This window comes from Pseudomonas sp. NPDC089406, from assembly GCF_044900265.1.
Taxonomy (GTDB): domain Bacteria; phylum Pseudomonadota; class Gammaproteobacteria; order Pseudomonadales; family Pseudomonadaceae; genus Aquipseudomonas; species Aquipseudomonas fakonensis.
Map to the genome: position 1 here is coordinate 31959 of NZ_JBJDNC010000009.1, position 25786 is coordinate 57744.

The window sequence follows — 25786 nt, forward strand, 5'->3', positions numbered from 1 at the left end:
CCTTAAGTGGTCTGTGGGGCGAGGCGCTCGAACAGCGCCTCCAAGGTATTGAAGCGTTCTTCGGGGCGTTCCATCGGCACCAGGAAGCGGAACTGCGTCGCGCCTTCGAACTTGTAGCGTTTCGGTTGGCCCTGGATCAGCTTGATCAGGGTCAACGGGTCGACTGGCGTTTCGGCTTCGAACTCCAGCTTGCCGCCGTTGGGGCCGGCGTCGACCTTCTTGATGCCGAGCTTCTCGGCCTGCAGCTTGAGCAGGGTCAGGCGCATCAGGTTCTTGGTCGGCTCGGGCAGCAGGCCGAAGCGGTCGATCATCTCCACCTGCAGGTCTTTCAGGCCTTCTTCGTCGGCGGCCGAGGCGATGCGCTTGTACAGGATCAGCCGCGCATGCACGTCGGGCAGGTAGTCCTCGGGGATCAGCGCCGGCAGGCGCAGGTTGATCTCCGGGCCGCCGCCCAGCGGTTGCTCGAGGTTGGGCTGGGTGCCCTTGCGGATGGCCTTGACCGCGCGCTCGAGCATTTCCATGTAAAGCGTGAAGCCCACGGCCTGGATCTGCCCGCTCTGGCCTTCGCCCAGCAGTTCGCCGGCACCGCGGATCTCGAGGTCGTTGGTGGCCAGCACGAAGCCTGCGCCCAGGTCTTGCGTGTTGGCGATGGCTTCAAGGCGTTTTTCGGCGTCGCTGCTGATTTGCTGGCGCGGTGGCGTGAGCAGGTAGGCGTAGGCCTGGTGGTGGCTGCGCCCGACCCGGCCGCGCAGCTGGTGCAACTGGGCCAGGCCGAACTTGTCGGCGCGCTCGATCACGATGGTGTTGGCGCTGGGCACGTCGATGCCGGTCTCGATGATGGTCGAGGCGATCAGCACGTTGAAGCGCTTGTGGTAGAAGTCGCTCATCACCTGTTCGAGCTCGCGCTCGCGCATCTGCCCGTGGCCGATGCCGATGCGCGCCTCGGGCACCAGTTCGGCCAGGTCGGCGGCGCATTTTTCGATGGTTTTCACATCGTTGTGCAGGTAGTACACCTGGCCGCCGCGCAGCAGTTCACGCAGCAGGGCTTCCTTGACCGTGCTCTTGTTCTGCTCCATGACGAAGGTGCGTACCGACAGGCGCCGCGCCGGCGGCGTGGCGATGATCGACAGGTCGCGCATGCCCGACACCGCCATGTTCAGGGTGCGCGGGATCGGCGTTGCGGTGAGGGTGAGGATGTCCACCTCGCTGCGCAGGGCCTTGAGCTGTTCTTTCTGACGTACCCCGAAACGGTGTTCTTCGTCGATGATCGCCAGGCCCAGGTCCTTGAAACGCACATCGTCCTGCAGCAGCTTGTGGGTGCCGATTAGGATGTCGATCTTGCCTTCGGCCAGCTCCGCCGCGGCGGCTGCAACTTCCTTGGCGGACTTGAAGCGGCTCATCACCTCGACCTTCACCGGCCATTCGGCAAAGCGGTCGCGGAAGCTGTTGTAGTGCTGCTGGGCGAGCAGGGTGGTGGGCACCAGCACCGCCACCTGGCGACCGCTGTGTACGGCGATGAACGCCGCGCGCATGGCTACTTCGGTTTTGCCGAAGCCTACGTCGCCGCACACCAGGCGGTCCATCGGCTGGCCGGCGAGCATGTCGGCGCGTACTGCCTCGATGGCGGCCTGCTGGTCGGGGGTTTCCTCGAACGGGAAGCCGGCGCTGAAGGTGGCGTAGTCGGCGGCCGGGTCGGCGAAGGCATAGCCTTTGCGCGCGGCGCGGCGGGCATAGATGTCGAGCAGCTCGGCGGCCACGTCGCGCACCTGTTCGGCGGCCTTGCGCTTGGCTTTCTGCCAGGCTTCGGAACCCAGCCGGTGCAGCGGCGCCAGGGCGTCGTCGCTGCCGGTGTAGCGGGCGATCAGGTGCAGGTTGGCCACCGGCACGTACAGCTTGGCGTTTTCGGCGTATTCGAGGGTGAGGAACTCGGCGGCCTGGCCGTCGATTTCCAGGGTGGCCAGGCCCAGGTAGCGGCCGACACCGTGGTCGATGTGCACCACCGGTGCGCCTTCGCGCAGCTCGGTGAGGTTCTTGATGACCGCGTCGTTGGCGGCCTCACCGCGTTTTTCGCGGCGCCGGCGCTGCATCACCCGCTGGCCGAACAGCGGGCTCTCGGCCACCAGTGCCAGGGCCGGGTCGTCCAGCAGCAGGCCGTCGTCCAGCGGGGCGATGGTGATGGCCAGGCGCTCGTTGCCGGTGACGAAGTCGGCCCAGTTTTCCACGGTCTTGGGGCGCAGTTTCAGGCGCTCGAGCAGCTCCAGCAGCACTTCGCGGCGGCCTGCGGACTCGGCGGTGAACAGCACCCGGCCGCTGAACTGGTCGAGGAAGTTCGACAGCTCCGCCAGCGGCTGGTTGGCCTTGGCCTCGATGGCCAGGTTCGGCAGGGCGCGGGCCGGGAAGCGCTCGCGCCCGGCGCCGGCGTCGATATCCTCGGCGCTGACCACCACCCGCGGCCATTGTTTGAGGCGGGCAAAGCAGTCTTCCACCGGCATGAACAGTTCGGCTGGTGGCAGCAGCGGCCGGCTGAGGTCGCCGCGGCGGTCTTCATAGCGGCCGCGCACGTCGTTCCAGAAGTGCTCGGCGGCTTGCTCCACACCCGGCAGCGAGAACACCTGGGTGTTGGCCGGCAGGTAGTCGAACAGGGTGGCGGTTTCTTCGAAGAACAGCGGCAGGTAGTACTCGATGCCGGCGGGGATGATGCCGCTGGTGAGGTCCTGGAAGATCGCACTGCGGCGAAAATCCACATCGAAGCGCTCGCGGAAACGCGCCTTGAAACGCGTCACCTCGTCCTTCTGCATGGGGAACTCGCGGGCCGGCAGCAGGCGGATCGAGTCGACCTTGTCGATCGAACGCTGGGTCTCCGGGTCGAAGGTGCGCAGGGTTTCGATCTCGTCATCGAACAAATCGATGCGATAAGGCGCCTTGCTGCCCATCGGGAACAGGTCGATCAGTGCGCCGCGCACGGCGAATTCGCCATGTTCGTACACCGTGTCGACGCAGCGGTAGCCGCTGGCTTCCAGGCGGGTGCGCATCTGCTCCACATCGACCTTCTGGCCCACGTCCAGCACCAGGCTGCTGCCCAGCAAGAAGCGCGTGGGGGCTAGGCGGTGCAGGGCGGTGGTCACCGGCACTACGAGGATGCCGTGGTCGAGCTCCGGCAGCCGGTACAGGCTGGCGATGCGCTGCGAGATGATGTCCTGGTGCGGCGAGAACAGGTCGTAGGGCAGGGTTTCCCAGTCGGGGAAGGGCAGCACCGGAAGCTCGGGCGCAAAGAAGCGCAGCTCCTGCTCCAGGCGGTCGGCCGCCTGGCTGTCGGCGGTCAACAGCAGGGTGAAGCGGCCGGCGCTGCTGGCGGCTTCGGCGATGGCCAGGCTCAGGGCGGCACCTGGCAGGTTGCCCCAGGTTTGTTTGCCGGCTGTGGCCGACATTTGCGGTAGGCGCAGAACTGACACGGGAGATTGGACTCCAAGCGTTGCGGCAAAGAGGTCGATTGTACCGGTGACGGCGCGCGCTGTCAGGCTTGAAAGGGCCTGATGACGGGGGTTGTGGCCGGCGACAGGCGCTCATTGCCCGATACGCCGCGGGGCGTCATAATGTAGCCCCTTTTTTGTTCCCCTACATGTGGAAGGTTACCGTGACTCAGAAGCCCGACCAGTGTCTTGGTGAGTGGATCGATCGTGAAGCTTTGGCTGAAGCGATGATCCCGCTTATCGGTCAGCTCTACCGCAACAACAACGTGGTGAGCTCGATCTATGGCCGCAGCCTGATCAACCGTTCGGTTATCTCGATCCTCAAAGCGCACCGCTTTGCCCGTCACCGTCAAACTGACGAAACCGAACTGTCCGTCCACGAGACATTCCCCCTGCTCAAGGCTATGAGCGAGCTGAAACTGGGCGCCGCATCGGTCGACCTGGGCAAGCTGGCCAACAAGTTCAAGCAAGAGGGCAACGGCCGCAGCGCCGAACAGTTCGTGCGTGACGAGCTGGCTGAGGTGGTTGGCCAACAGAGCGCCAACGCACGTAAGGGCACCGACGTCGTGCTGTACGGTTTCGGCCGCATCGGCCGCCTGCTGGCGCGCATCCTCATCGAAAAAACCGGTGGTGGCGACGGCCTGCGCCTGCGCGCCATCGTCGTGCGCAAGGGCGCCGAAAACGACCTGACCAAGCGCGCCAGCCTGCTGCGTCGCGACTCGGTACACGGCCCGTTCGACGGCACCATCGTCATCGATGAAGAAAACAACACCATCACCGCCAACGGCAACCTGATCCAGGTTATCTACGCCAAGAGCCCGAGCGAAGTCGACTACACCCAGTACGGCATCAACGATGCGCTGATCGTCGACAACACCGGTGTATGGCGTGACGCCGATGGCCTGGGCCAGCACCTGGCCTGCCCTGGCGCTGCCCGCGTAATCCTCACCGCACCTGGCAAGGGCGCGCTGAAGAACATCGTGCACGGCATCAACCACGGTGAAATCACTGCCGATGACAAGATCATCTCGGCAGCTTCGTGCACCACCAACGCCATCGTGCCGGTGCTCAAGGCCATCAACGACCAGTACGGCATCGTCAACGGCCACGTCGAAACCGTTCACTCGTTCACCAACGACCAGAACCTGATCGACAACTTCCACAAGGGCAGCCGTCGTGGCCGCGCCGCGCCGCTGAACATGGTCATCACCGAAACCGGTGCTGCCACTGCCGCCGCCAAGGCACTGCCAGTGCTCAAGGGCAAGCTGACCGGCAACGCCATCCGCGTTCCGACGCCAAACGTGTCGATGGCCATTCTCAACCTGAATCTTGAGAAAGCCACCAACCGCGAAGAGCTGAACGAGTACCTGCGCCAGACCGCCATGCACTCCGAGCTGCACAAGCAGATCGATTACGTCAGCTCTCAGGAAGTGGTTTCCACCGACTTCGTCGGCTCGCGCCACGCCGGTGTGGTGGACGCTGAGGCGACCATTGTCAACGACAACCGTGTTGTGCTGTACGTCTGGTACGACAACGAGTTCGGCTACAGCTGCCAGGTGGTTCGCGTGATGGAAGACATGGCCGGTGTGAACCCGCCAGCGTTTCCACGCTGATCCGCTTGTAATGCGTTGAACAAACGGGAACCTTCGGGTTCCCGTTTTTTTTGCCTGGCCTTTGCACTGGCCTGTGCCGGCCTCTTCGCGGGCAAGCCCGCTCCCACAGGGGTTGTATGAGCTTCAGGCCAGTGCCGTACCTGTAGGAGCCGGCTTGCCGGCGATGAGGCCGGTTCAGACAGCACAAGACAGTTGCTCCCACAGGGGCTGCGCTGGTCCAGGGTGCGGCGCTATCCTGTGGGAGCGGGCTTGCCCGCGAAGAGGCCGGGGGCGATGACTGAGAGTTCGAACGTGCGTGCAGCCCTGTTTTTTGTTCTCGTTCTGCTTGCAGCCTGCAACCAGGGCCCCACCCTCGAGCGCTTCGGCGGCCCGACCATGGGCAGCAGCTACAGCATCCAGTACGTGCGCAAACCCGACGGCCCGGCCCCGGCGCAGGTGCAGGCCGAGGTCGAGGCCATCCTGCAGGCCATCGACGCGCACTATTCCACCTACCGCGCCGACTCCACCGTCAGCCGCTTCAATCAGTTGCCCGCCCACCAGTGCCTGGCCATCGATGACGACATGCTCGAACTGGTCACCTTCGGCCAGTACCTGGCGCAGCAGAGTCAGGGCGCCTTCGACCTCACCGTCGAGCCGCTGCTCGATGTGTGGGGCTTCGGCCCCCAGGCCCGCGAGATGCACGTACCCGACCCCCAGGCGCTGGCGCGCGCGCAACAGCGGGTGGGCTACGCTCACCTGCGCATCGAAGGCCACAAGCTGTGCAAGGACGCCGCCATCGAACTGGACTTCAACAGCATCGCCGCCGGCCACGCGGTCGACCTGATCGCCACGCGCCTCACTGCCATGGGCATCGACAGCTTTCTCGCCGAAGCCACCGGCGAGCTCAAGGCGGTGGGCCGCAAGCCCGACGGCAGCGCCTGGCGAGTGGCGCTGGAGCTGCCCCGCGAAGACCGCCAGGTCGCCCGCCAGGTGATTGCCGTGCAAGGCCTTTCAGTGTCGACCTCGGGTGACTATCGGCATTATTTCGAGGACAATGGCCGGCGCTATTCGCACACCTTCGATGCCCGCCTCGGGCGCCCGGTCGAGCATGACCTGGCTGCCGTAACGGTGCTCGAGGGTTCGGCCCTGTTGGCCGACGGTTATTCCACGCTGCTGCTCATTCTGGGGCCGCAGCGCGGTTGGGATTACGCCATCGCCCACGGCATTGCCGCAGTGTTGGTGACCCGGACCGAGGGTGGCTTCGTCTCCCGTAGCACGCCCGCATTCGAACGGGCGGTGAAAGGCGAATGAAAGGCAAGGCACGGATGATCGCCGCCAGGGAATCGGCGCAACACATGTAGTGCAGGCAACAGTGGCCTACGACGCGACCAAGGGTTAATGTGCGCGGCGTTCACGCTTGATTAGACTGCACCCGAATTTTCGCATGGCGCCGCTGGCGCCATGATCGCGCCCCGCGAGCCACCGTGACTCGCGGGCCAGTTCTGAAGGAGTACGCATGGCTGTCTACAACTACGACGTAGTGGTGCTGGGTTCCGGCCCCGCCGGTGAGGGCGCGGCAATGAACGCCGCCAAAGCAGGGCGCAAGGTGGCCATGGTCGACAGCCGTCGCCAGGTCGGTGGCAACTGCACTCACTTGGGTACCATCCCGTCCAAGGCGCTGCGTCACTCCGTGCGGCAGATCATGCAGTTCAACACCAACCCGATGTTCCGCGCCATCGGCGAGCCGCGCTGGTTCTCCTTCCCCGACGTGCTGAAAAGCGCCGAGAAGGTAATCAGCAAGCAGGTGGCTTCGCGCACCGGCTACTACGCGCGCAACCGCGTCGACGTGTTCGTCGGCACCGGCAGCTTTGCCGACGAGCAAACCATCGAAGTGGTCTGCCCCAACGGTGTGGTCGAAAAACTCAACGCCAAGCACATCATCATCGCTACCGGCTCGCGCCCGTACCGCCCGGCCGATATCGACTTCCACCACCCGCGCGTCTACGACAGCGACACCATCCTCAGCCTCAGCCACACCCCGCGCAAGCTGATCGTCTACGGCGCCGGGGTGATCGGTTGCGAATACGCCTCGATCTTCAGCGGCCTGGGCGTGCTGGTCGAGCTGGTGGACAACCGCGGCCAGCTGCTGAGCTTCCTGGACTCGGAAATCTCCCAGGCCCTGAGCTACCACTTCAGCAACAACAACATCACCGTTCGCCACAACGAAGACTACGAGCGGGTTGAAGGGCTGGACAACGGGGTGATCCTGCACCTGAAGTCAGGCAAGAAGATCAAGGCCGACGCCTTGCTGTGGTGCAACGGCCGTACCGGCAACACCGACAAGCTGGGCCTGGAAAACATCGGCATCAAGGTCAACAGCCGCGGCCAGATCGAAGTGGACGAGAACTACCGCACCAGCGTGCCGAACATCTACGGCGCCGGTGACGTGATCGGCTGGCCAAGCCTGGCCAGCGCCGCCCACGACCAGGGTCGTTCGGCTGCCGGCAGCATCGTCGACAACGGCAGCTGGCGCTTTGTCGATGACGTGCCCACCGGTATTTACACCATTCCGGAGATCAGCTCGATCGGCAAGAACGAGCAGGAACTGACCCAGGCCAAGGTGCCTTACGAAGTGGGCAAGGCCTTCTTCAAGAGCATGGCCCGGGCGCAGATCGCCGGCGAGCCGCAAGGCATGCTGAAGATCCTGTTCCACCGCGAAACCCTGCAGATCCTCGGCGTGCACTGCTTCGGCTACCAGGCTTCGGAAATCGTCCACATCGGCCAGGCGATCATGAACCAGCCGGGCGAGCTGAATAACCTGAAGTACTTCGTCAACACCACCTTCAACTACCCGACCATGGCCGAAGCCTATCGGGTAGCTGCCTACGACGGCCTGAACCGGCTTTTTTGAGCGGCTCCGGCCGGTGGCCTGAGCCGGTCGGGGAGACCGATTTCAGCCCTACCCGAGGGTGGTCTTGGCCAAACCGGGAAAGTCTGTAATCAGGCTGTCCACGCCAAAGTCAGCGAGCCGGCGCATCAGTGCCGGTTCGTTGACCGTCCACACCGACACGTGCAGACCCTGCTTCTGGGCCCTGATCAGGCGCTCGGGGGTGCACAGCGTCCAGTTCAATGCCAGCAGCTCGCAGCCGTAGTTCTGCGCGACCTTAAGCGGGTCGAGCCAGGCGTACTCGGCCACCAGCCCGCGTTTCACGTCCGGTACCAGCTCAAGCGCTGCGCCCAGCACCTCGCGTGAGCTGGAGGTGATGGTGACTTTGTCCAGCAGGCCATGGGCCACGGCCAGTTCGCGGATCGCCAGCACGGTGCTGGCGGCGCGGGTGCGCGAAGCGCTCTTGACCTCCAGCTGCCAGTGCTCGAACGGGCATTTTTCGAACAGCTCTTCCAGTTTTGGGATAGGGCAGGGCTGCACATGGCCCGGCCCGCCCTTGCGCGCGTCGTAGGTGACCAGGTCGGCGGCGCTGTGCTCCACCACCTTGCCGCGCCGGCCGGTGGTGCGCTTGAGCGTCGGGTCGTGGATCACCATCAGTTCGTTGTCCGAAGACAGGTGCAGGTCCAGTTCACAGCGGGTCACGCCGTGGGCCAGGCACTGCTGGAAGCTCTTCAGGGTGTTTTCGGGTGCTTCGCCCTTGGCGCCGCGGTGGCCGTAGATCAGGGTCACGTTCGTTCCTTCAAATCTGGGGGAAGTGGGCTCAGGAGGCAGGGTCGTTCTGTTCCAGTGCCTGGCGCCGTTGTTGCTGCTGGCGCTGGAGGATGTAGCGGGCCAGCAGTTGGCGCTGGGCGTCGGTCATGTCGGTGAACTCGGTGCCCACCTCGAAGCTGCCGTCCGGGCGGCGGTCGCAGTGGGTGACCTTGCCGCGCAGCAGCAAGCCGTGGGCGCGGGGCATCAGCACCATTTTCACCTTCACCCGGGTGCCGGCGGCGATGGGCTGCTGCTGGGCGAACTCGATGCCGCCTTCGGAGATGATCACCGGTATCGGCGCTTCGATTTCGCCGATCAGGGTGTGCGCCACCACTGCGCTGAGCAGGTCGAGGCGTTTGTTCTGCGCGCGCAAAAAGGCGGCGAGGGTGCGGTCCTTCTCGCTCAACTGGCGCAGCAGGTGCTGCGACTCGAAGTCGGACAGGTGCAGTTCGCTGAGCAGATTGAACAGCGGTGAATCATCCTGCAACAGTTCTGTTTCAAGGGCTTCGGCCGCGCTGAGGGGGCTGATTTGAAGTGCGATCCGATCTTCGATGCGGTAGTATTCGCGGCGATCTTCTTCGTCTAATGTCGTCATGGCGAACCCAAGGTTACGGCGGTGGTCCGAGTGTAAAGCCGCCGTAGGCGCCTCGCCACAAGGACGTTCCCTTTCATCCGAACAAGCCCCGACATGTTCAGACCTCTTTTCGTATTCATTGGTACGCGTTACACCCGTGCCAAGCGTCGCAACCATTTCGTTTCGTTCATTTCGCTCACCTCGATGATCGGCCTCGCCCTGGGCGTGGTGGTGATGATCGTGGTGCTCTCGGTGATGAACGGCTTCGACCACGAGATGCGCACCCGCGTGCTGGGCATGATCCCGCACGCCACGCTCGAAACCGGCCAGCCGATCAACGACTGGCAGGCCCTTGCCTCTAAAGTAAAGCAGAATCCGCAGGTGGTGGCGGTTGCGCCGTTCACCCAGATGCAGGGGCTGCTGACGCACCAGGGCAAGGTGCAGAAGGTGCTGCTCAACGGGGTTGACCCCAACCGCGAGCGCGATGTGTCGATCATCGACAACTTCGTGCGCGAGGGCAGCCTGGATGCGCTCGCGCCCGGCGAGTGGGGCATCATGATCGGCGACAAGGCCGCGCAGAAGCTCGGCGTGGGCGTGGGTGACAAGCTCACCTTCGTTGCCCCCGAGGTCAGCGTGACCCCGGCCGGCATGTTCCCGCGCATGAAGCGCTTCACCGTAGTGGGTATCTTCCATGTCGGGGCCGGCGAAATTGACGGCTACCTCGGTTTGACCAACATCACCGACCTGTCCCGCCTGCACCGCTGGAAACCCGACCAGGTACAGGGCCTGCGCCTGAAGTTCGACGACCTGTTCCAGGCCCCGCGCGCCGCCTGGGCCATCGCTCAGCAGTTGGGTGAGCAGGAGTTCTACCCGCGTGACTGGACCCGCACCCACGGCAACCTGTACCAGGCCATCCGCATGGAAAAATCCATGATCGGCCTGCTGTTGCTGCTGATCGTCGCGGTGGCGGCGTTCAACATCATTTCCACCCTGGTGATGGTGGTCAACGACAAGCGCGGCGACATCGCCATTTTGCGCACCCTCGGCGCCACGCCGGGGCAGATCATGGCCATCTTCATGGTCCAGGGCACGGTGATCGGCGTGGTCGGCACGCTGATCGGCGCGGTGCTGGGCATTCTCGGCGCGCTCAACGTCAGCGCGGCGATTGCCGGCATCGAGAAGCTGATCGGGCACAAGTTCCTCAACGCCGACGTGTATTTCATCGATTACCTGCCGTCGCAGATCCAGGCCCAGGACGTGTACATGGTCTGTGGCGCAGCATTGGTCCTGAGTTTCTTCGCAACCCTCTACCCGGCCTGGCGCGCCTCGCGCACCCAGCCTGCAGAGGCGCTACGTTATGAGTGAGTCGCGCATGAGTGATAAAGCCGTGTTGAGTTGCCGCAACCTGGGCAAGAGCTACGACGAGGGCCCGGAATCGGTGCAGGTGCTGTCGGGGCTCAACCTCGAACTGCACCCCGGTGAGCGGGTGGCCATCGTCGGCAGTTCGGGTTCGGGCAAAAGTACCTTGCTCAACCTGCTCGGCGGCCTCGACACCCCCACCCGCGGCAGCGTCTGGCTGGCCGGTGAAGAGCTGTCGGCGCTGGGCGAACGTGCCCGCGGCCTGCTGCGTAACCGCGCGCTGGGCTTCGTTTACCAGTTCCACCACCTGCTGCCGGAATTCACCGCCCTGGAAAACGCCTGCATGCCGCTGCTGATCGGCCGCACGCCAATTCCCGAGGCTCGCGAGCGCGCCGAGGCGCTGCTCAAGCGGGTAGGGCTGGGCCACCGCCTGAACCACAAACCGGCCGAACTGTCTGGTGGTGAGCGCCAGCGCGTGGCCATCGCCCGTGCCCTGGTCAACCGCCCGGGCCTGGTGATGCTCGACGAGCCCACCGGCAACCTCGACCACCACACCGCCCAGGGTATCCAGGAGCTGATGCAGGAGCTGTCGAGCCACTCGCAGACCGCCTTCCTGGTGGTGACCCACGACCTCAGCCTGGCGCGCCAGATGGACCGCGTGCTGAGCCTCGAAGACGGGCGACTGGTGGCGATCTGAGCCGCTTGAACGGGGTGCTCTGAAGCGCCCCGATCCACTATTTGATTGGGTGTTCCAGTTCATGTTCAGACCCTTGCCCTTGTTCATCGGTGCTCGCTACACCCGTGCCAAGCGCCGCAACCACTTCATCTCGTTCATTTCGATGACCTCGATGATCGGCCTGTCCCTTGGCGTGCTGGCGATGATCACGGTGTTGTCGGTGATGAACGGCTTCCAGCGCGAGATGAGCTCGCGGGTGCTGGGCCTGGTGCCCCATGCCGCGATCCTTGGCGAGCAGCCGCTGGACGACTGGCGCAAAGTGGCCGCCGCCGCCGAAGGCAACCCGGCGGTGATGGCCGCAGCGCCGATCACCGAGATGGAAGGCATGCTCTCGTACCGCGGGGCGATGCAGCCGATCCAGGTGGCCGGCATCGACCCGGCCGAAGAGGGCAAGGTCTCCATCGTGACCCAGCACATCGTCCAGGGCAGCCTGCAGGACCTGGTGCCGGGTGAATACGGCGTGGTGATCGGCGAGCTGACCGCGCGGCGTTTTCGCCTGAATACCGGCGACAAGCTGACCTTGATCGTGCCTGAGGTCAGCAGCGAGCCAGGTGGCATCACCCCGCGCATGCAGCGCCTGACTGTGGCTGGCATTTTCAAGGTGGGCGCCGAGCTGGACGGCTCCCAGGCTTACATCCACATCGCCGACGCCGCCGAAATGCAGCGCTGGGCCCCGGGCCAGGTGCAGGGCGTGCGCCTGAAACTGCACGACCTGTACGCAGCGCCGCAGGTCTCCAAGGCGATTGCCGCCGGGCTTGGCCAGGGTTACCGCGCCGATGACTGGTCGCACACCCAGGGCAGCCTGTTCAGTGCCATGAAGATGGAAAAGACCATGATCGGCCTGTTGCTGATGATGATCATCGCGGTGGCGGCGTTCAACATCATCGCCACCCTGGTGATGGTGGTGAACGACAAGGGCCCGGACATCGCCATCCTGCGCACCATCGGCGCCACGCCTTCGCAGATCATGGGCACCTTCATGGTCCAGGGCAGCCTGATCGGCATCGTCGGCACGTTGATCGGCGGCGTGCTGGGGGTGATTCTGGCGATCAACGTGAGCGCGGTGGTCGGCTGGCTGGAGCGGGTCAGTGGCCAGCATATCTTCACCTCCGACATCTACTTCATCAGCAGCCTGCCGTCGGAGCTGCAATGGGGTGATGTGGCGCTGATCTGCACGGCGGGGCTGGTGATGAGCTTCCTGGCGACCATCTACCCTGCGTACCGCGCGTCCCGGGTGGAGCCGGCAATGGCCTTGCGTTACGAGTAAGGCGCTATACCGCTACCCCTTGTAGGAGCCGGCTTGCCGGCGATAGGGCCATCAGCCATGACGCCAGGCCGGCATTCGTTCGCAGGCTTGGCCTCATCGCCGGCAAGCCGGCTCCTACAAGGGCCCTGCAACGCCTGCCGTACGCGATCCCTGTAGGAGCAGGCTTGCCTGCGATCACCGGCGCAGCCGGTGCCAACCGCGTCGTCTGCTTCGCGGGCAAGCCCGCTCCCACAGAGGGCGCGGTGTGCTTGCAAGCGTGGTCTTCGCAGCCAAAGAGTTTCAGGCCAGCTCGATCGTGAACCGCGTCCATCCTTGCGAACACTCTGCCCGAATGCGCCCGCCATGGGCCTGTACGATCGAGCGGGTGATCGCCAGCCCCAGCCCGGCATGTTCGCTGCTGCCTTCCTGACGCGCCGGGTCGGCGCGGTAGAAACGGTCGAACAACCGCTCCAGCTGTGCCGGCGCAATGGCTGGGCCGGAGTTGGCCACGCTGATGCTTGGCCCTTCACTTAACGTCACGCGAATCTCGCCCCCTGCCGGGGTAAAGCGCAGGGCGTTGTCCAGCAGGTTGGACAATGCCCGGCGCAGCATGTGCCGGTCACCCTCGAAGCCCGCCGCACCCTCGCGCAGCAGCTGTACCCCGGCTTCTTCTGCCAGTGGCGCGTAGTACTCCAGCAAGGCATCGACCTCGGCCTCCAGCACCAGTGGCTGGCGGCTGGGCATCAGCAGGCCGTGGTCGGCCTTGGCCAGGTAGAGCATGTCGTTGACCAGCTGGGCCATCCATTGCAGCTCCTCCAGGTTGCCGTGCAGCGTTTCGCGGTACTCCTCGAGGCTGCGCGGGCGGGTGAGGGTGACCTGGGTGTGGGTCAGCAGGTTGGACAGCGGCGTGCGCAGCTCGTGGGCGATGTCGGCGCTGAACGCCGACAGGCGCTGGAAGGCATCGTCGAGGCGCTGCAACATGGCGTTGACCGTGCCGGCCAGCTCGGCCAGCTCCTCGGGCATCTGCTCCACCGGCAGGCGGGTGGTCAGCGAGCGGGCGTTGACGCTGGCGGCCACCTTGCCCATCTGGCGCAGCGGTTTGAGCCCGCGGCGCGCAGCCCAGGCGCCCAACAGCGCGGTGGCCAGGGCCGACAGCCCGACGGTGAGCCAGATCAGCCGTTGCATGCCTTGCAGGAAGTGCTGGTGGTGGGTGATGTCGAGAAACAGGGTCAGTTGCGGCGCGCCGGGCGGGGTGTCGGCCAGCGCGGTGGTCAGGCTGCGGTAGTCGGTATCGCTGGCGTGTACCGTGGCCAGGCCCGGGCGGCGCGGGTCGTCGGGCAGGTTGGTGCGGCTGTCGAACCAGAGCGTGCCATCGCCGCCGCGCACGCGCAGGGCCAGGTCGGACTGATGGCTCAGTTCGTTGAGCACCGCCGGCAGGCGCGTTTGCAGTTGTTGCGCGCTGGTGGCGCCGTCCAGCAGGCTGCGCATCAGCGACAGGCGCCCGCTGAGCAGTTGCTGGTCGAGTTCGACGAAGTGCTGCTCGCTGGCGCGGCTGAACAGCAGGCCGGCCCCCAGCGACACGCCGGCGGTGCAGGCGGCGAACAGCAGTGCCAGGCGCGCACCCAGTGACAGACGGCGCATCAGTCGGCGCGCTCTTCGAGCACGTAGCCCATGCCGCGCACGGTATGGATGAGTTTGAGCGGGTGCGCATCGTCGATCTTCAGGCGCAGGCGGCGTATGGCCACCTCGATCACGTTGGTATCGCTGTCGAAGTTCATGTCCCACACTTGCGAGGCGATCAGCGACTTGGGCAGCACCTCGCCCTGGCGGCGCAGCAGCAGTTCGAGCAGGGCGAACTCCTTGGCGGTGAGGTCGATGCGTACGCCGGCCCGTTCGGCGCGGCGGCGGATCAGGTCCAGGCGCAGGTCGGCCAGGGCCAGGGTGTTGTCCTGGCTGGCGCTGGCGCCACGGCGCAACAGGGTGCGCACCCGGGCCAGCAGTTCGGAGAAGGCGAAGGGTTTGACCAAGTAATCGTCGGCACCGAGTTCCAGGCCGTGCACGCGGTCCTCGACCGCATCGCGGGCGGTGAGGAACAGCACCGGCGTGCCCAGCCCGGCCTGGCGCACCGCCTGCAGGATCTGCCAGCCGTTGCGCCCCGGCAGCATCACATCGAGGATCAGCAGGTCGTGGTCGCCGGTCAGGGCCAGGAACTGGCCGGTTTCGCCGTCGGCGGCCAGCTCCGTGGCAAAGCCCGCTTCACTCAGGCCCTGGGCCAGGTACTGGCCAGTCTTGGCCTGGTCTTCGACGATCAAGAGTTTCATGGGCGGTTCACTGTTCCAAAGCCTTGAGCGGCAGCAGGGGGCGTTGGCGAAATGATACGTGACGATCCCTGCGCCTGCCCAAGCTGACAAAGTTGTAATCTGCTTGTCAGCCAGCTGCCAGCCGGGCTTTCTGAAAATGGCTGCATTCCCCGTATGCTCCGGAGTCGCCCCATGAAACACCTGTTCCTCACCGCCGCCCTCGCGCTGGTCAGCCTGCCGACCCTGGCAGACAGCTTTGCCTTCGGCGAGCCGGCGCCGGCCAGCAAGGCCACCCGCACCGTCGAGGTGCTGCTCAAGGACATCGCCTTCGAACCGAAAAGCCTGCAGGTCAAGGCCGGCGAGACTGTGCGCTTTGTGCTGATCAACCAGGGCCAGTTGCCCCACGAATTCAACCTGGGCGACAAGGCCATGCATGCCGAGCACCAGAAAGAAATGGTCGCCATGCAAGGCAAGCTGTTCACTGCGGGCATGAACCACGAAGGCATGGACCATGGCCAGATGAACCATCGTGATGGTCATGGTCACAGCGCTGGCAACACCGTGCTGGTGCAGCCCGGCCAGCGCGCCGAACTGACCTGGACCTTCAGCAAGTCTGCCCCCATCGAGTTCGCCTGCAACGTGCCCGGGCACTACCAGGCCGGTATGGTCGGGCCGCTGACCATCGAGTGAGTTGCGCTCCAAGGCGGGGTGCAAAACCGGTAGACTAGGGGCAATTTCGAACCTCTAGGTCAGTTTCCATGCATCCCGCCGCCGAACATTCCCCGCTGGGCAAGTCCAGCGAGTACATCGCCACCTACTCCCCCGAGCAACTGTTCCCCATCCCGCGCCTGGCCAAGTGGGCCGAGCTGGGCGTCAGCGGCGATGCGCTGCCCTGGCAGGGCGTGGACTTCTGGAACTGCTTCGAGCTGTCGTGGCTGTTGCCCTCGGGCAAGCCGGTGGTGGCCATCGGTGAGTTTGCCATCCCTTGCGATTCGCCGAACATCATCGAGTCGAAGTCGTTCAAGCTGTACCTCAATTCGCTGAACCAGACCGTGTTCGAGTCGATCGAGGCGCTGCAGGCGTGTCTGGTCAAGGACTTGTCTGCCGCTGCCGGCAAGCCGGTCGCAGTCAAGGTCAGTACCCTTGCCGAAGTTGAAGCCCAAGGCGTAACCGCCTTGCCGGGCCTGTGCATCGATGCGCTGGATGTGAGCATCAGCAACTACGAGCAACCGCAGCCCGAGCTGCTGCGCTGCGCGGCGGACCGCGTGGTTGAAGAAACCGTGCACAGCCACCTGCTCAAGTCCAATTGCCCGGTGACCGGCCAGCCGGACTGGGGCAGTGTGGTGGTGGAGTACAAGGGCAAGGCGCTGGACCATGCCAGCCTGCTGACCTACCTGATCAGCTTCCGCCAGCATGCCGACTTCCACGAGCAGTGCGTGGAGCGTATTTACCTGGACTTGAAGACGCTGCTGCAGCCGGAGCACCTGACCGTGTATGCGCGCTATGTGCGCCGCGGTGGGCTGGACATCAACCCGTACCGCAGCACCGGGCCGGTCAGCCCGCAGAATGTGCGGTTGGTGCGCCAGTAAGACTAACGGGCGGTATGCAGCAGAACCCGACCCTGTGGGAGCGGCTTTAGCCGCGAAACAGGCGACGCGGTGGAGGGCACCGGCTTTGCCGGTGTTCGCGGCTAAAGCCGCTCCTACAGGGGCATGCGAGCAGCCTGCAGGAGCGGCCTGGATCAGATACCCATGCTATGCAGCGAGTTGGCGATACTGCGCAGGGTGGCGGTGAGGTCGGGGTGGTCGGCTTCGAAGCGTTCGATGGCCAGGTTCACGCCATCCACCACATTGTTGTCCGGCGTGGCTTCCTCGAGCTTGAGCTGTGCCTCGATCTGCCGGGCTTCTTCGTGGAGCGCGGCCAGCTCCTCGTCCGAGAGCGGCACGTTGCGGTCCAGTTGCTCGCGCAGGCTGTTCAGGCGTTCTTGCAGTTCGCGGGCAGGCATTGTTCGTACTCCATCAATGGCTTGGCAAGGCATGGACCTCAGCGAAGCGGCAAAGGTTCGTACCTGCCTTGTAGCGTAATCCACCTGCCGCTGCTTTGCATGACCCTCGTCAACGCCGATGTGTCAGGGTTTTTCGCCCTTGTGCCGGCGCAGGGCGATGTCGGCAAGGCAGGTGTCGAGCGACTCCAGGTGGTCGATCACCGAATGCACGCCCAGGTTGAACAGCTCGACCGTGGCCTTGCCCCGGGCCAGTTCCTGCTCCTGGGCGCTCATCGCCTGCCACTGGCTGGAGCTGAGGTCGCAGGACGGGCTGCAGGCCGCCAGGCCCACCGTCCACAGCCCGGCGTTCAGGCCCGATTGCAGCAGCAGCGGTTCGCCGCTGACCAGCACGCAGCCGTCCACCCGTGCGCTTTGCAGCGCCATCAGGGCCTGCCAGCAGGCGTTCGGCGCGGGCCATTTGCAACCGTTGGCCGGCTGGCCGGGCAGCCAGTCGGGCAGTACCTGGGTGAGTTGCCGGCCCTGGGCCGGGCTCAGGTTGTCGAGCCAGATGCAGGGCACCTGGCGGGCGCGCAGGCTGGCGAGGGATTCGAGGGCGCCGGGGGCGGGCAGGGGCGTGCCGTTCGCGGCCTGGACCAGGCAACCGCGCAAGCCGAACAGCACAGCGGTGGGGGCGGGTGCATCGTGCATGGTCACTTCCCTGAAATACACCACAGGCTAGCCAGGCTTTGTTACCGGCAGATGACCGCAACAGTTGTTCACAAAATGTTGAGCAAAAGTGTGTGAAGCTATTAAACAGCGAACAAGCCATTATACTGGCGCTTTGACCCGCAGCGCCCACGGGCGGCTGCTGACCTGAATTCCGATGGAGAAACATCTATGCGTAGGATCGGTGCCGGCGTGATCGAGCGAATCACCCAGGCCTGTGTCTGCGCCAGCCTGTTGCTGGCGCCCGTGGCAGCTACCCAGGCCGCCACCGAGGACGACCCCTGGGAGACGGTCAACCGCCCGATCTTCAGGTTCAACGACACCCTGGACACCTACGCCTTCAAGCCACTGGCCCAGGGTTACCAGGCGGTCACCCCGCAGTTTCTCGAAGATGGCATCCACAACATCTTCCGCAACCTGGGTGACGTCACCAACCTGGCCAACAACGTGCTGCAACTCAAGCCTCGTGCGGCAGGCATCGACACCGCGCGGCTGATCGTCAACACCACCTTCGGCCTGGGCGGTTTCTTCGACGTGGGCACCAAGATGGGCCTGCAGCGCAACGACGAAGACTTCGGCCAGACCCTCGGCTACTGGGGTGTGCCCAGCGGCCCGTACGTGGTGATTCCGCTGCTTGGCCCAAGTACCGTGCGTGACGGCCTGGCCAAGTACCCGGACACCTACACCGAACCCTACCGCTACATCGACCACGTGCCGACCCGTAACACGATCTTCGCCGTGGACGCGGTCGACACCCGCGCCAGCCTGCTGTCGGCCGAGAAGCTGATGCAGGGCGACAAGTACATCTTCATCCGCAACGCCTACCTGCAGAACCGTGAGTTCAAGGTCAAGGATGGCGAGGTCGAGGACGACTTCTAAGCCGTCATCGCCGGCAAGCCGGCTCCTGCAGGTAACACGACCCCTGTAGGAGCGGCCTCGTGTCGCGACGGGGCGCGAAGCGGCCCCAAGGTCTTGGCTTCATGCAAAATTGCCGGGGCTGCTACGCAGCCCATCGCGGCACAAGACCGCTCCCACAGGGATCGCGTGATCTTCAGGCCTGCGTTGTACCTGTAGGAGCCGGCTTGCCGGCGATGAGGCCGGAGCAGGCAGCGCGAGACAGTTGCTTCTACAGTCTCCAGCCATGGCACTTGGCTTGGCGACAGGCCCCTCAATGCATGGCCAGTATGCGCAGCCCGAACTTCTGCGCGCCCCCCGGCTGGTCGGCGATCCACACCACTTCGGTACTGGCATGCAGGCCCTTGAGCGCGGCCAGGTCCGAATCGATGCGCACCTCTAGCGGGTCACCCACTTGAAAGCGCTGCGGCGCCTCCACCTGCATGCCGCTGCTGGACAGGTCGATACAGGTGGCGGCGATCACCTGGCCCTCGTGCAGCAGGGTCACCTCGGTGTCGACGCGCATGCGGATGAAATCGCGTTTCTCGCTGTAATCACGCTGGGACATGCCGGCATCCTTCATTCTGGTTGCACTGGACAGCTTTCTTATAACGCTGTGCGATTTGCCCTGTCAAAGTGCTGGAAAGTCTACCTTCCTGCGCTTGAAACGCCAGGCGGATGGGAGTACCGTCAGCGCCTTACAGGGCACCTCCCTATTTGCCGGACCAGTCTTCTTGTCCTACAACTCAAATAGAGAGTGGCTAGAGAGCATTCCAGTAGCCGTCTGTCGGTACGCCCACAGCTGCTACGCCAACCAAATCTGGCGCCGTTCGCCCACATGCAGAAAACCAGTGCAACGCTGCTGATCATCGATGACGACGACGTGGTCCGTGCCAGCCTCGCCGCCTATCTGGAAGACAGCGGCTTCAGCGTCCTCCAGGCCGGTAACGGCCAGCAGGGGCTCCAGGTCTTCGAAGAACACCAGCCCGACCTCGTGATCTGCGATCTGCGCATGCCGCAGATGGGCGGCCTCGAACTCATCCGCCGCATCAGCGAGCGCGCACCGCAGTTGCCGGTGATCGTGGTGTCCGGTGCCGGGGTCATGAGCGATGCGGTCGAGGCCTTGCGCCTGGGCGCTGCCGACTACCTGATCAAGCCGCTGGAAGACCTCGCGGTGCTTGAGCACTCGGTACGCCGTGCGCTGGACCGTTCGCGCCTGGTGCTCGAGAACCAGCGCTATCGCGACAAGCTCGAAGCCGCCAACCGCGAACTCGAGGCCAGCCTGCACCTGCTGCAGGAAGACCAGAACGCCGGGCGCCAGGTGCAGATGAACATGCTCCCGGAAAGCCCGCGTACGGTGGGTGAGTACCGCTTCGAGCACCAGATCATCCCGTCGCTGTATTTGTCTGGCGACTTTGCCGATTATTTTCGCGTCGACGAGCGGCGCATCGCCTTCTACCTGGCGGATGTGTCCGGCCACGGCGCGTCGTCGGCGTTCGTTACCGTGCTGCTGAAGTTCATGACTACGCGGCTGCTGTTCGAATTCAAGCGCAGCGGCAAGATGCGCGATTTCAAACCCTCGGAAGTGCTCAGCCACATCAACCGCGGGCTGATCAACTGCAAGCTGGGCAAGCATGTGACCATGGTCGGTGGCGTCATCGACGAGGACACCGGCCTGCTCACCTACAGCGTGGGCGGCCACTTGCCGCTGCCGGTGCTGTATACCCCGGGCAACGTGCGCTACCTCGAGGGCCGTGGCCTGCCGGTGGGGCTGTTCGATGAAGCCAGTTACCAGGACCAGGTGCTGGAGCTGCCGCCGCAGTTCAGCCTGACCCTGATGTCTGACGGTATTCTGGACCTTTTGCCGGGGCCCACACTCAAAGATAAGGAAGCGTCCTTGCCGGAAATCGTCAAGGCCGCGGGGGGCAGCCTGGAGGGGCTGCGCCAACGTTTCGGATTGGCTACGCTTGGGGAGATGCCGGATGATATCGCCCTATTGGTGTTGAGCAGGAACCTTGAATGACTACTGGTAGAATCCAGTTCGCCGAACAGAGCGGCACCTTCGTTCTGAAATTTGTCGGTGAAGTGCGCCTGACCCTGTGTTCGGCGCTGGATGCGACGATCGAGAAGATTTTCACCGCGCTGAACTTCTCGGCCATCGTCATCGACCTGACCGAAACCGAGAGCATCGACAGCACCACGCTGGGCCTGTTGGCCAAGCTGTCGATTCTGTCCCGGCAGAAGGTCGGCCTGCTGCCGACCGTGGTCACCACCAACCCCGATATTTCGCGCCTGTTGCAGTCCATGGGCTTCGATCAGGTGTTCAACATCGTCGACCGCCCGGTGCCGTGCCCCGAGTGCCTGACCGACCTGCCATCGCAGGACCAGAACGAGGATGTGGTGCGCTCCAAGGTGCTGGAAGCGCACAAGATCTTGATGGGCCTGAACGACTCCAACCGCGAGGCGTTCCATGACCTGGTGAGCGCGCTCGAGCGTTCCTGAGCGTCTGCCTGCGCGGCTAGGAGCCGGCTTGCCGGCTCCTATGGAATAAATCACAACTCGTTGATTTAACAAAGATCCTGTGGGAGCGGCTTCAGCCGCGAACACCGGCGAAGCCGGTGCCATCTAGCGCGGTGCCTGCTTCGCGGCTAAAGCCGCTCCCACAGGGATCGCGCAGGCCTGAAGCTTATGCGATCGAGTTTGCCCAGCGATGGCCTCAGTGCTGCACGAACTCCGTCGCCGGCGCCCCATTGGCATTGAGCTGAAACACCCGCGCCGGCCGCCCCTGCTCATCGAAGAACACCTGCCCCAACCCCGCACTGTTCCACAGCCGCTCCCCGGCCTTGCGATGGCTGGGCACCCGTGGCACCACCTCCATCTGCCGGCGCTGGGTAAACCAGTTCAGTGGCGAGCGCGGCGAATACAGCCAGCGGTTGAGGCGGTCGAGCACATCCAGCAGGCGCCGCGGGAATTCGTTCTTGATGCCGCTGCTGGTCACCTGCCACAGGTGCGGGCTGTGCTGGCGGTGGCGGATCAGCACCTCGTAGACGAACGAGTAGTGCACATCCCCCGACAGCACCACGTAATGCCCCGGCGTGCGCGAATGGCGGAAGATGTTCAGCACCACCTGCGCCGCGCCGCGGTGGGCCATCCAGTTTTCGGCGTCCACCAGTAGCGGGTAGCCCAGGGCGCTGAACACCCGCTGCACGGTCTCGATCAGCTTGACCCCGAAGATCGGCGCCGGCGACACGATGATCGCTGAAGGGTGGTCGAGCAATGCCTGCTGCAATTCGCACAGCGCCTCCCAGTCCAGCAACCCTGAAGGCTTGCCCAGGTTGTTTTCGCTGCGCCAGCGTCGGGTGCGGGTGTCCAGTACCTGCAGGGGCGGGTTGCTGGGCAGTTCGTACTGCCAACCCTGAAAGCGCAGCAGCTCGCCAATCAGCGCATCCTGGCCCGTCGCCTGCGTGGGAGCGGCCTTGCGCCGCGATAGGGGGGCAAAATGTTCCTGGCATTCAGCGACCAACGCCGCACACCCTTGCGGATCATTCCCCCACCCCTGGCACAGCAAATACCCCAGCAGCGCATTGCCAATGATCCGCCGCGAGAACGGGTGCCCATAGGCCGTCTGTTCCCACTGCGCCGACAGGTTCCAGTCATCGGTGATGTCGTGGTCGTCAAAGATCATCAGGCAGGGCAGGTGGGCCATGGCCCGCGCCACCTGGCCAAGCCCGTCGCGAAACCCCTCGATCAGCGGCAGCTCGTGCAGGTAACGCGCCTGGTGCTGCTCGGCCAAGCCTTCCGGCATCGCCATGTCCACCAGCGCCCACGGCTGCGGCGCCCATACCAGCAGGTACATGGCCATCACCTCGGCGAAGGTCACCAGATGGTTGTCGGCATTGCTGGACGAGAAGATCGGCTTGCGCTTGCCGCCGAAAAAGCGCTCGCGCAGGGTTTCGTTGCTCTGCTGCGCCGGCAGCAGGTCGGCGCGGTGGTAGTAGCAGGCCGGGTGCTGGTACAGCTCGGCGCCGTTGGCCACCAGGGCACCGTCCAGCGCCTCGTCGAACAACCCCAGGCGCTCGATCAGCCCATGGATGGCCCGCAGCATCGGGCCGGCGACATCGTCGGCGTACACCTGGTCGCCGGTCATCAGCAACACTGCCGGGCGCTCGGCGGGCGCCGGGCCTGCGGCCAGCAAGCGGTCGGCGCACAGCAGGCCGTCTGTTACCGGGTGGTGGGGCTTGCGGCAGGAGCCATGCAGCAGGTGGTCCATGCGTTCGCGCAGCACGAAACTCGGCAGGCTGGCGCCTGGGTAAAGCAGGTGCGGGGCCCAGTCGGCGATGCCCTGGCCGTTGGCCAGGCGCAGGTCGTAGGGCAGCGCGGTATCGAACGGCAGCGGGTGGTCGAAGTGGATGTCCAGCAGGTGAATGAAGGCGTGCTCGCCCACGGGCAGGGTGTGGCAATGCAGGCTGGGGGTGATGCCCGGGCAGTCGAGGTGGAACTCGGGCTGCAAGGGTTGCGAGCCCACCAGCCAGATGGCCAGGCGGTGTGGCTCCAGGCGGCGCAGTACGGGGCCGGCGAGGACGAGGGGGAGTGGGGCGGCAGGGGTCATTTATTTAGGTGAAAACATGATGGGGTTAGTAGTCGAGAAGGAGTAAATGTCTTGCCTGTGCCGGCCTCATCGCCGGCAAGCCGGCTCCTACAGGTGCGGCACGGGCCTGAGCGTTATGCCGCCCCTGTGGGAGCAACTGTCTTGCCCAATTTTTAGAAGTTGCCGCGATTCCTGTGGGAGCGGGCTTGCCCGCGAACACCGGCGCAGCCGGTGCCAGCCACCGCGTCGCCTGCTTCGCGGGTGAACCCGCTCCCACAGGGTTGTGCGCAACCTGAGCCCAGCGCTGTACCTGTGGGCGGCTTTAGCCGCGAACACCGGCGAAGCCGGTGCCATCCACCGCGTTGCCTGCTTCGCGGCTAAAGCCGCTCCTACAGGGCCCAGTTCAGCGGTGATTCTCCACCCCAACGAAAAACGGGCGGAGAATGCTCGGCATTCCCCACCCGTCGATCAAGCCGAATATGTATCAGGCTTTGTCTGCCATCAGCTTTTCGAGCTTCTCCTGGTCGCGGGCGAACTGGCGAATGCCCTCGGCCAGCTTCTCGGTGCCCATGGCGTCTTCGTTCATGCCCCAGCGGAACTGGCTCTCGTTGAGCACCTGCTTGGCCTCGCCGGCATTGCCCGGCTTGAGGATGCGCGGCAGCTCGCCCTGGTCGTCGGAAAGCTGCTGCAGCAGCTCCGGGCTGATGGTCAGGCGGTCACAGCCGGCCAGCTGTTCGATCTGGCCGATGTTGCGGAAGCTCGCGCCCATCACCACGGTGTTGTAGCCGTTGGCCTTGTAGTAGTCGTAAATGCGCGTGACCGACTGCACGCCCGGGTCTTCGGCGCCTGTGTACTCCTTGCCGGTGCTCTTCTTGTACCAGTCGTAGATGCGCCCCACGAACGGCGAAATCAAGAACACCCCGGCATCGGCGCAGGCCTGGGCCTGGGCGAAGGAGAACAGCAGGGTGAGGTTGGTCTGGATGCCTTCCTTTTCCAGCTTCTCGGCGGCGCGGATGCCTTCCCAGGTGGAGGCCAGCTTGATCAGTACACGATCACGCCCGATGCCGGCCGCTTCGTACAGCTCGATCAGTTGGCGGGCCTTTTTCAGCAGCGCCGGCTCATCGAACGACAGCCGCGCGTCCACCTCGGTAGAGATACGCCCCGGGATCACCTTGAGAATACCAGCGCCCACGGCCACCGCGAACTTGTCGCAGGCAAGGTCGACATTGCCCTTGGCGTCGCTTTTCACCTGCTTGAGCAGGTTGGCGTAACCGGGGATGGCGGCAGCCTTGAGCAGCAGCGACGGGTTGGTGGTGGCGTCCACCGGCTTGAGCCGGGTGATGGCGTCCAGGTCGCCGGTGTCGGCAACCACGGTGGTGAACTGCTTGAGTTGTTCCAGCTTGGAAGTCATGGGCGTGCTCTGTCCTGTGCAATGACTCGACATTACCCGAGCCCCGGCGGCCACTCAAGGCCCGCCAGGGCCCCCGCATACAACCCGCCCCCTGTAGGAGCAGGCTTGTCTGCGATGGGCTGCGCAGCAGCCCCACCTACACTAGGGCCACCGCAAGATAAGCCTTCGATCCAAAACCCCACCCCAGGTTCCCTCAGCGCCCCTGCAGCAGCTCCGCCGCCTGGTCCAGCACCGCCAGCGGGGTGTCGGTCTTGTGAATATCCGCCGACAGCAACTGGCGGAAGCGCCGCGCCCCCGGGAAGCCTTGCCCCAGCCCGAGAATATGCCGGGTGACATGGTGCATCGCGCCGCCGCTCTCGATATGCGCGACGATATAAGGCCGCAGCTGCTCCATCGCCTCGGCGCGGCTGACTACCGGCGCGGTGCTGCCGAACAGTTGCTGGTCCACCTCGGCCAGCAGGTACGGGTTGTGGTACGCCTCGCGCCCCAGCATCACCCCGTCGAAGGTGGCAAGGTGGGTGCGGCATTCTTCCAGCGTTTTGATGCCGCCATTGAGCACCAGCTCAAGCTCCGGGAAGTCAGCTTTCAGCTGCGCCGCCACGTCATAGCGCAGCGGCGGGATTTCGCGGTTCTCCTTGGGCGACAGCCCTTCGAGGATGGCGATGCGTGCATGCACGGTAAAGCTGCGGCAGCCTGCGTCGCGCACCTGGCCGACGAAGTCGCACAGCTCGGCATAGCTGTCGCGGCCATTGATGCCGATGCGGTGCTTGACCGTCACCGGGATGCTCACCGCGTCCTGCATGGCCTTGACGCAATCGGCCACCAGCGCCGGGTGGCCCATCAGGCAGGCGCCGATCATGTTGTTCTGCACCCGGTCGCTGGGGCAGCCGACGTTGAGGTTGACCTCGTCATACCCCGCCTGCTCGGCCAGCCGCGCACAGGCCGCCAGGTCCGCCGGCACGCTGCCACCCAACTGCAGGGCCAGCGGGTGCTCGGACACGTCGTGGCGCAGGAAGCGGTTGGCGTCGTTGTGCAGCAGGGCGCCGGTGGTGACCATTTCGGTGTAGAGCAGGGCGTTTTTTGATAGCAGGCGTAGGAAGAAGCGGCAGTGCCTATCGGTCCAGTCCATCATCGGCGCAACAGAAAACCTCCTGACCACTGAATCGCCTGGTTTTGCGGGGTTTTCTGCCTGAATCGGTTGCATTTCGA

The 25786-nt window shown here is 64.6% G+C and carries 22 protein-coding genes; 11 read left to right on the forward strand and 11 right to left on the reverse strand.

The annotated features are described in order from the left end of the window. Window positions 1–2 precede the first annotated feature (2 nt). Window positions 3–3452, reverse strand: coding sequence for a transcription-repair coupling factor (mfd, locus tag ACI2KK_RS08580; protein WP_404668605.1), 3450 nt, complete (start codon window positions 3450–3452; stop codon window positions 3–5). Window positions 3453–3619: 167 nt separating this feature from the next. Here mfd and ACI2KK_RS08585 point away from each other — a divergent pair, with 167 nt between their 5' ends. The 3 genes from ACI2KK_RS08585 (at window position 3620) to sthA (ending at window position 7973) form a co-directional block, all read left to right on the forward strand. After that, window positions 3620–5083 (forward strand): glyceraldehyde-3-phosphate dehydrogenase, encoded by a 1464-nt coding sequence (locus ACI2KK_RS08585; RefSeq protein WP_217842568.1) that lies wholly within the window; start codon window positions 3620–3622, stop codon window positions 5081–5083. Window positions 5084–5374: 291 nt separating this feature from the next. Further along, on the forward strand, window positions 5375–6373 hold the full coding sequence (locus ACI2KK_RS08590) for an FAD:protein FMN transferase (protein WP_404668700.1): 999 nt from the start codon (window positions 5375–5377) through the stop codon (window positions 6371–6373). 205 nt (window positions 6374–6578) lie between these two features. Continuing rightward, window positions 6579–7973 (forward strand): Si-specific NAD(P)(+) transhydrogenase, encoded by a 1395-nt coding sequence (gene sthA, locus ACI2KK_RS08595; RefSeq protein ID WP_217842570.1) that lies wholly within the window; start codon window positions 6579–6581, stop codon window positions 7971–7973. A 48-nt stretch (window positions 7974–8021) separates the two neighbouring features. On the opposite strand, the gene ACI2KK_RS08600 is transcribed toward sthA, so the two are convergent. After that, window positions 8022–8738: a glycerophosphodiester phosphodiesterase gene (locus ACI2KK_RS08600; RefSeq protein WP_404668606.1), complete on the reverse strand. Its 717-nt coding sequence runs from the start codon at window positions 8736–8738 to the stop codon at window positions 8022–8024. A 31-nt stretch (window positions 8739–8769) separates the two neighbouring features. Continuing rightward, entirely contained in the window at window positions 8770–9354 is a 585-nt protein-coding gene (locus ACI2KK_RS08605; protein ID WP_217842572.1) for a PilZ domain-containing protein, read from the reverse strand. Between the two features lie 93 nt (window positions 9355–9447). Between ACI2KK_RS08605 and ACI2KK_RS08610 the strand changes: the two genes are divergently transcribed. The 3 genes from ACI2KK_RS08610 to ACI2KK_RS08620 all read left to right on the forward strand — a co-directional run bounded on the left by ACI2KK_RS08610 (window position 9448) and on the right by ACI2KK_RS08620 (window position 12695). Beyond that, entirely contained in the window at window positions 9448–10698 is a 1251-nt protein-coding gene (locus ACI2KK_RS08610) for a lipoprotein-releasing ABC transporter permease subunit (RefSeq protein ID WP_217842573.1), read from the forward strand. Between the two features lie 7 nt (window positions 10699–10705). Further along, complete coding sequence (gene lolD, locus ACI2KK_RS08615; RefSeq protein WP_369990558.1) at window positions 10706–11389, forward strand: lipoprotein-releasing ABC transporter ATP-binding protein LolD; 684 nt, start codon at window positions 10706–10708, stop codon at window positions 11387–11389. 61 nt (window positions 11390–11450) lie between these two features. Then, window positions 11451–12695, forward strand: a complete 1245-nt coding sequence (locus ACI2KK_RS08620; RefSeq protein ID WP_404668607.1) for a lipoprotein-releasing ABC transporter permease subunit — start codon at window positions 11451–11453, stop codon at window positions 12693–12695. A gap of 279 nt (window positions 12696–12974) precedes the next feature. Here the strand turns inward: ACI2KK_RS08620 and ACI2KK_RS08625 are convergent, their stop codons facing one another. Further along, a complete protein-coding gene (locus tag ACI2KK_RS08625) occupies window positions 12975–14318 on the reverse strand; it encodes a heavy metal sensor histidine kinase (RefSeq protein ID WP_404668701.1) in 1344 nt (447 codons plus the stop codon). Continuing rightward, window positions 14315–14995 (reverse strand): heavy metal response regulator transcription factor, encoded by a 681-nt coding sequence (locus ACI2KK_RS08630; protein ID WP_404668608.1) that lies wholly within the window; start codon window positions 14993–14995, stop codon window positions 14315–14317. Before ACI2KK_RS08630 ends, ACI2KK_RS08625 begins: the two co-directional genes overlap by 4 nt. A 171-nt stretch (window positions 14996–15166) precedes the next feature. Between ACI2KK_RS08630 and ACI2KK_RS08635 the strand changes: the two genes are divergently transcribed. Together ACI2KK_RS08635 and queF are read left to right on the forward strand one after the other, a co-directional pair. Next, a complete protein-coding gene (locus ACI2KK_RS08635; RefSeq protein WP_404668609.1) occupies window positions 15167–15664 on the forward strand; it encodes a plastocyanin/azurin family copper-binding protein in 498 nt (165 codons plus the stop codon). Between the two features lie 68 nt (window positions 15665–15732). Continuing rightward, window positions 15733–16563: an NADPH-dependent 7-cyano-7-deazaguanine reductase QueF gene (gene queF, locus ACI2KK_RS08640; protein ID WP_404668610.1), complete on the forward strand. Its 831-nt coding sequence runs from the start codon at window positions 15733–15735 to the stop codon at window positions 16561–16563. Window positions 16564–16715: 152 nt separating this feature from the next. On the opposite strand, the gene ACI2KK_RS08645 is transcribed toward queF, so the two are convergent. After that, the gene (locus ACI2KK_RS08645) at window positions 16716–16979 is read right to left on the reverse strand and encodes a DUF4404 family protein (protein WP_027919578.1); all 264 of its coding nucleotides are present in this window, start codon (window positions 16977–16979) and stop codon (window positions 16716–16718) included. A 123-nt stretch (window positions 16980–17102) separates the two neighbouring features. Next, the gene (locus tag ACI2KK_RS08650) at window positions 17103–17666 is read right to left on the reverse strand and encodes a phosphonoacetaldehyde phosphonohydrolase-related protein (protein ID WP_404668611.1); all 564 of its coding nucleotides are present in this window, start codon (window positions 17664–17666) and stop codon (window positions 17103–17105) included. A 189-nt stretch (window positions 17667–17855) separates the two neighbouring features. On the opposite strand from ACI2KK_RS08650, the gene ACI2KK_RS08655 reads away from it, so the two are divergent. Then, on the forward strand, window positions 17856–18563 hold the full coding sequence (locus ACI2KK_RS08655) for a VacJ family lipoprotein (RefSeq protein ID WP_217888440.1): 708 nt from the start codon (window positions 17856–17858) through the stop codon (window positions 18561–18563). A 289-nt stretch (window positions 18564–18852) separates the two neighbouring features. Here ACI2KK_RS08655 and ACI2KK_RS08660 read toward each other — a convergent pair whose 3' ends face one another. Next, entirely contained in the window at window positions 18853–19146 is a 294-nt protein-coding gene (locus ACI2KK_RS08660) for a PilZ domain-containing protein (RefSeq protein WP_217842581.1), read from the reverse strand. A 270-nt stretch (window positions 19147–19416) separates the two neighbouring features. Between ACI2KK_RS08660 and rssB the strand changes: the two genes are divergently transcribed. Together rssB and rssC are read left to right on the forward strand one after the other, a co-directional pair. Continuing rightward, complete coding sequence (rssB, locus tag ACI2KK_RS08665) at window positions 19417–20601, forward strand: two-component system response regulator RssB (protein ID WP_217888442.1); 1185 nt, start codon at window positions 19417–19419, stop codon at window positions 20599–20601. After that, window positions 20598–21080, forward strand: a complete 483-nt coding sequence (gene rssC / locus ACI2KK_RS08670; protein ID WP_217842583.1) for an anti-sigma factor antagonist RssC — start codon at window positions 20598–20600, stop codon at window positions 21078–21080. Before rssB ends, rssC begins: the two co-directional genes overlap by 4 nt. Before the next feature lie 214 nt (window positions 21081–21294). On the opposite strand, the gene ACI2KK_RS08675 is transcribed toward rssC, so the two are convergent. From ACI2KK_RS08675 to dusA, 3 genes are all read right to left on the reverse strand, one after another. Beyond that, complete coding sequence (locus ACI2KK_RS08675; RefSeq protein ID WP_404668612.1) at window positions 21295–23187, reverse strand: alkaline phosphatase D family protein; 1893 nt, start codon at window positions 23185–23187, stop codon at window positions 21295–21297. A gap of 463 nt (window positions 23188–23650) precedes the next feature. Then, window positions 23651–24577, reverse strand: coding sequence for a transaldolase (gene tal / locus ACI2KK_RS08680; RefSeq protein WP_404668613.1), 927 nt, complete (start codon window positions 24575–24577; stop codon window positions 23651–23653). 193 nt (window positions 24578–24770) lie between these two features. Next, the gene (gene dusA, locus ACI2KK_RS08685; protein ID WP_404668614.1) at window positions 24771–25781 is read right to left on the reverse strand and encodes a tRNA dihydrouridine(20/20a) synthase DusA; all 1011 of its coding nucleotides are present in this window, start codon (window positions 25779–25781) and stop codon (window positions 24771–24773) included. Window positions 25782–25786 lie beyond the last annotated feature (5 nt).

Excerpts from the sequence above, each read along its gene's own strand:
- ACI2KK_RS08650 (WP_404668611.1), bottom strand. The coding sequence starts at position 17,666 with ATGCACGATGCACCCGCCCCCACCGCTGTGCTGTTCGGCTTGCGCGGT.
- ACI2KK_RS08620 (WP_404668607.1), top strand. The coding sequence starts at position 11,451 with ATGTTCAGACCCTTGCCCTTGTTCATCGGTGCTCGCTACACCCGTGCC.
- ACI2KK_RS08675 (WP_404668612.1), bottom strand. The coding sequence starts at position 23,187 with ATGACCCCTGCCGCCCCACTCCCCCTCGTCCTCGCCGGCCCCGTACTG.
- ACI2KK_RS08660 (WP_217842581.1), bottom strand. The coding sequence starts at position 19,146 with ATGTCCCAGCGTGATTACAGCGAGAAACGCGATTTCATCCGCATGCGC.
- rssC (WP_217842583.1), top strand. The coding sequence starts at position 20,598 with ATGACTACTGGTAGAATCCAGTTCGCCGAACAGAGCGGCACCTTCGTT.
- ACI2KK_RS08655 (WP_217888440.1), top strand. The coding sequence starts at position 17,856 with ATGCGTAGGATCGGTGCCGGCGTGATCGAGCGAATCACCCAGGCCTGT.
- ACI2KK_RS08610 (WP_217842573.1), top strand. The coding sequence starts at position 9,448 with ATGTTCAGACCTCTTTTCGTATTCATTGGTACGCGTTACACCCGTGCC.
- ACI2KK_RS08635 (WP_404668609.1), top strand. The coding sequence starts at position 15,167 with ATGAAACACCTGTTCCTCACCGCCGCCCTCGCGCTGGTCAGCCTGCCG.
- ACI2KK_RS08645 (WP_027919578.1), bottom strand. The coding sequence starts at position 16,979 with ATGCCTGCCCGCGAACTGCAAGAACGCCTGAACAGCCTGCGCGAGCAA.
- queF (WP_404668610.1), top strand. The coding sequence starts at position 15,733 with ATGCATCCCGCCGCCGAACATTCCCCGCTGGGCAAGTCCAGCGAGTAC.
- sthA (WP_217842570.1), top strand. The coding sequence starts at position 6,579 with ATGGCTGTCTACAACTACGACGTAGTGGTGCTGGGTTCCGGCCCCGCC.
- rssB (WP_217888442.1), top strand. The coding sequence starts at position 19,417 with ATGCAGAAAACCAGTGCAACGCTGCTGATCATCGATGACGACGACGTG.
- tal (WP_404668613.1), bottom strand. The coding sequence starts at position 24,577 with ATGACTTCCAAGCTGGAACAACTCAAGCAGTTCACCACCGTGGTTGCC.
- ACI2KK_RS08630 (WP_404668608.1), bottom strand. The coding sequence starts at position 14,995 with ATGAAACTCTTGATCGTCGAAGACCAGGCCAAGACTGGCCAGTACCTG.
- lolD (WP_369990558.1), top strand. The coding sequence starts at position 10,706 with ATGAGTGATAAAGCCGTGTTGAGTTGCCGCAACCTGGGCAAGAGCTAC.
- ACI2KK_RS08585 (WP_217842568.1), top strand. The coding sequence starts at position 3,620 with ATGTGGAAGGTTACCGTGACTCAGAAGCCCGACCAGTGTCTTGGTGAG.
- dusA (WP_404668614.1), bottom strand. The coding sequence starts at position 25,781 with ATGCAACCGATTCAGGCAGAAAACCCCGCAAAACCAGGCGATTCAGTG.
- ACI2KK_RS08605 (WP_217842572.1), bottom strand. The coding sequence starts at position 9,354 with ATGACGACATTAGACGAAGAAGATCGCCGCGAATACTACCGCATCGAA.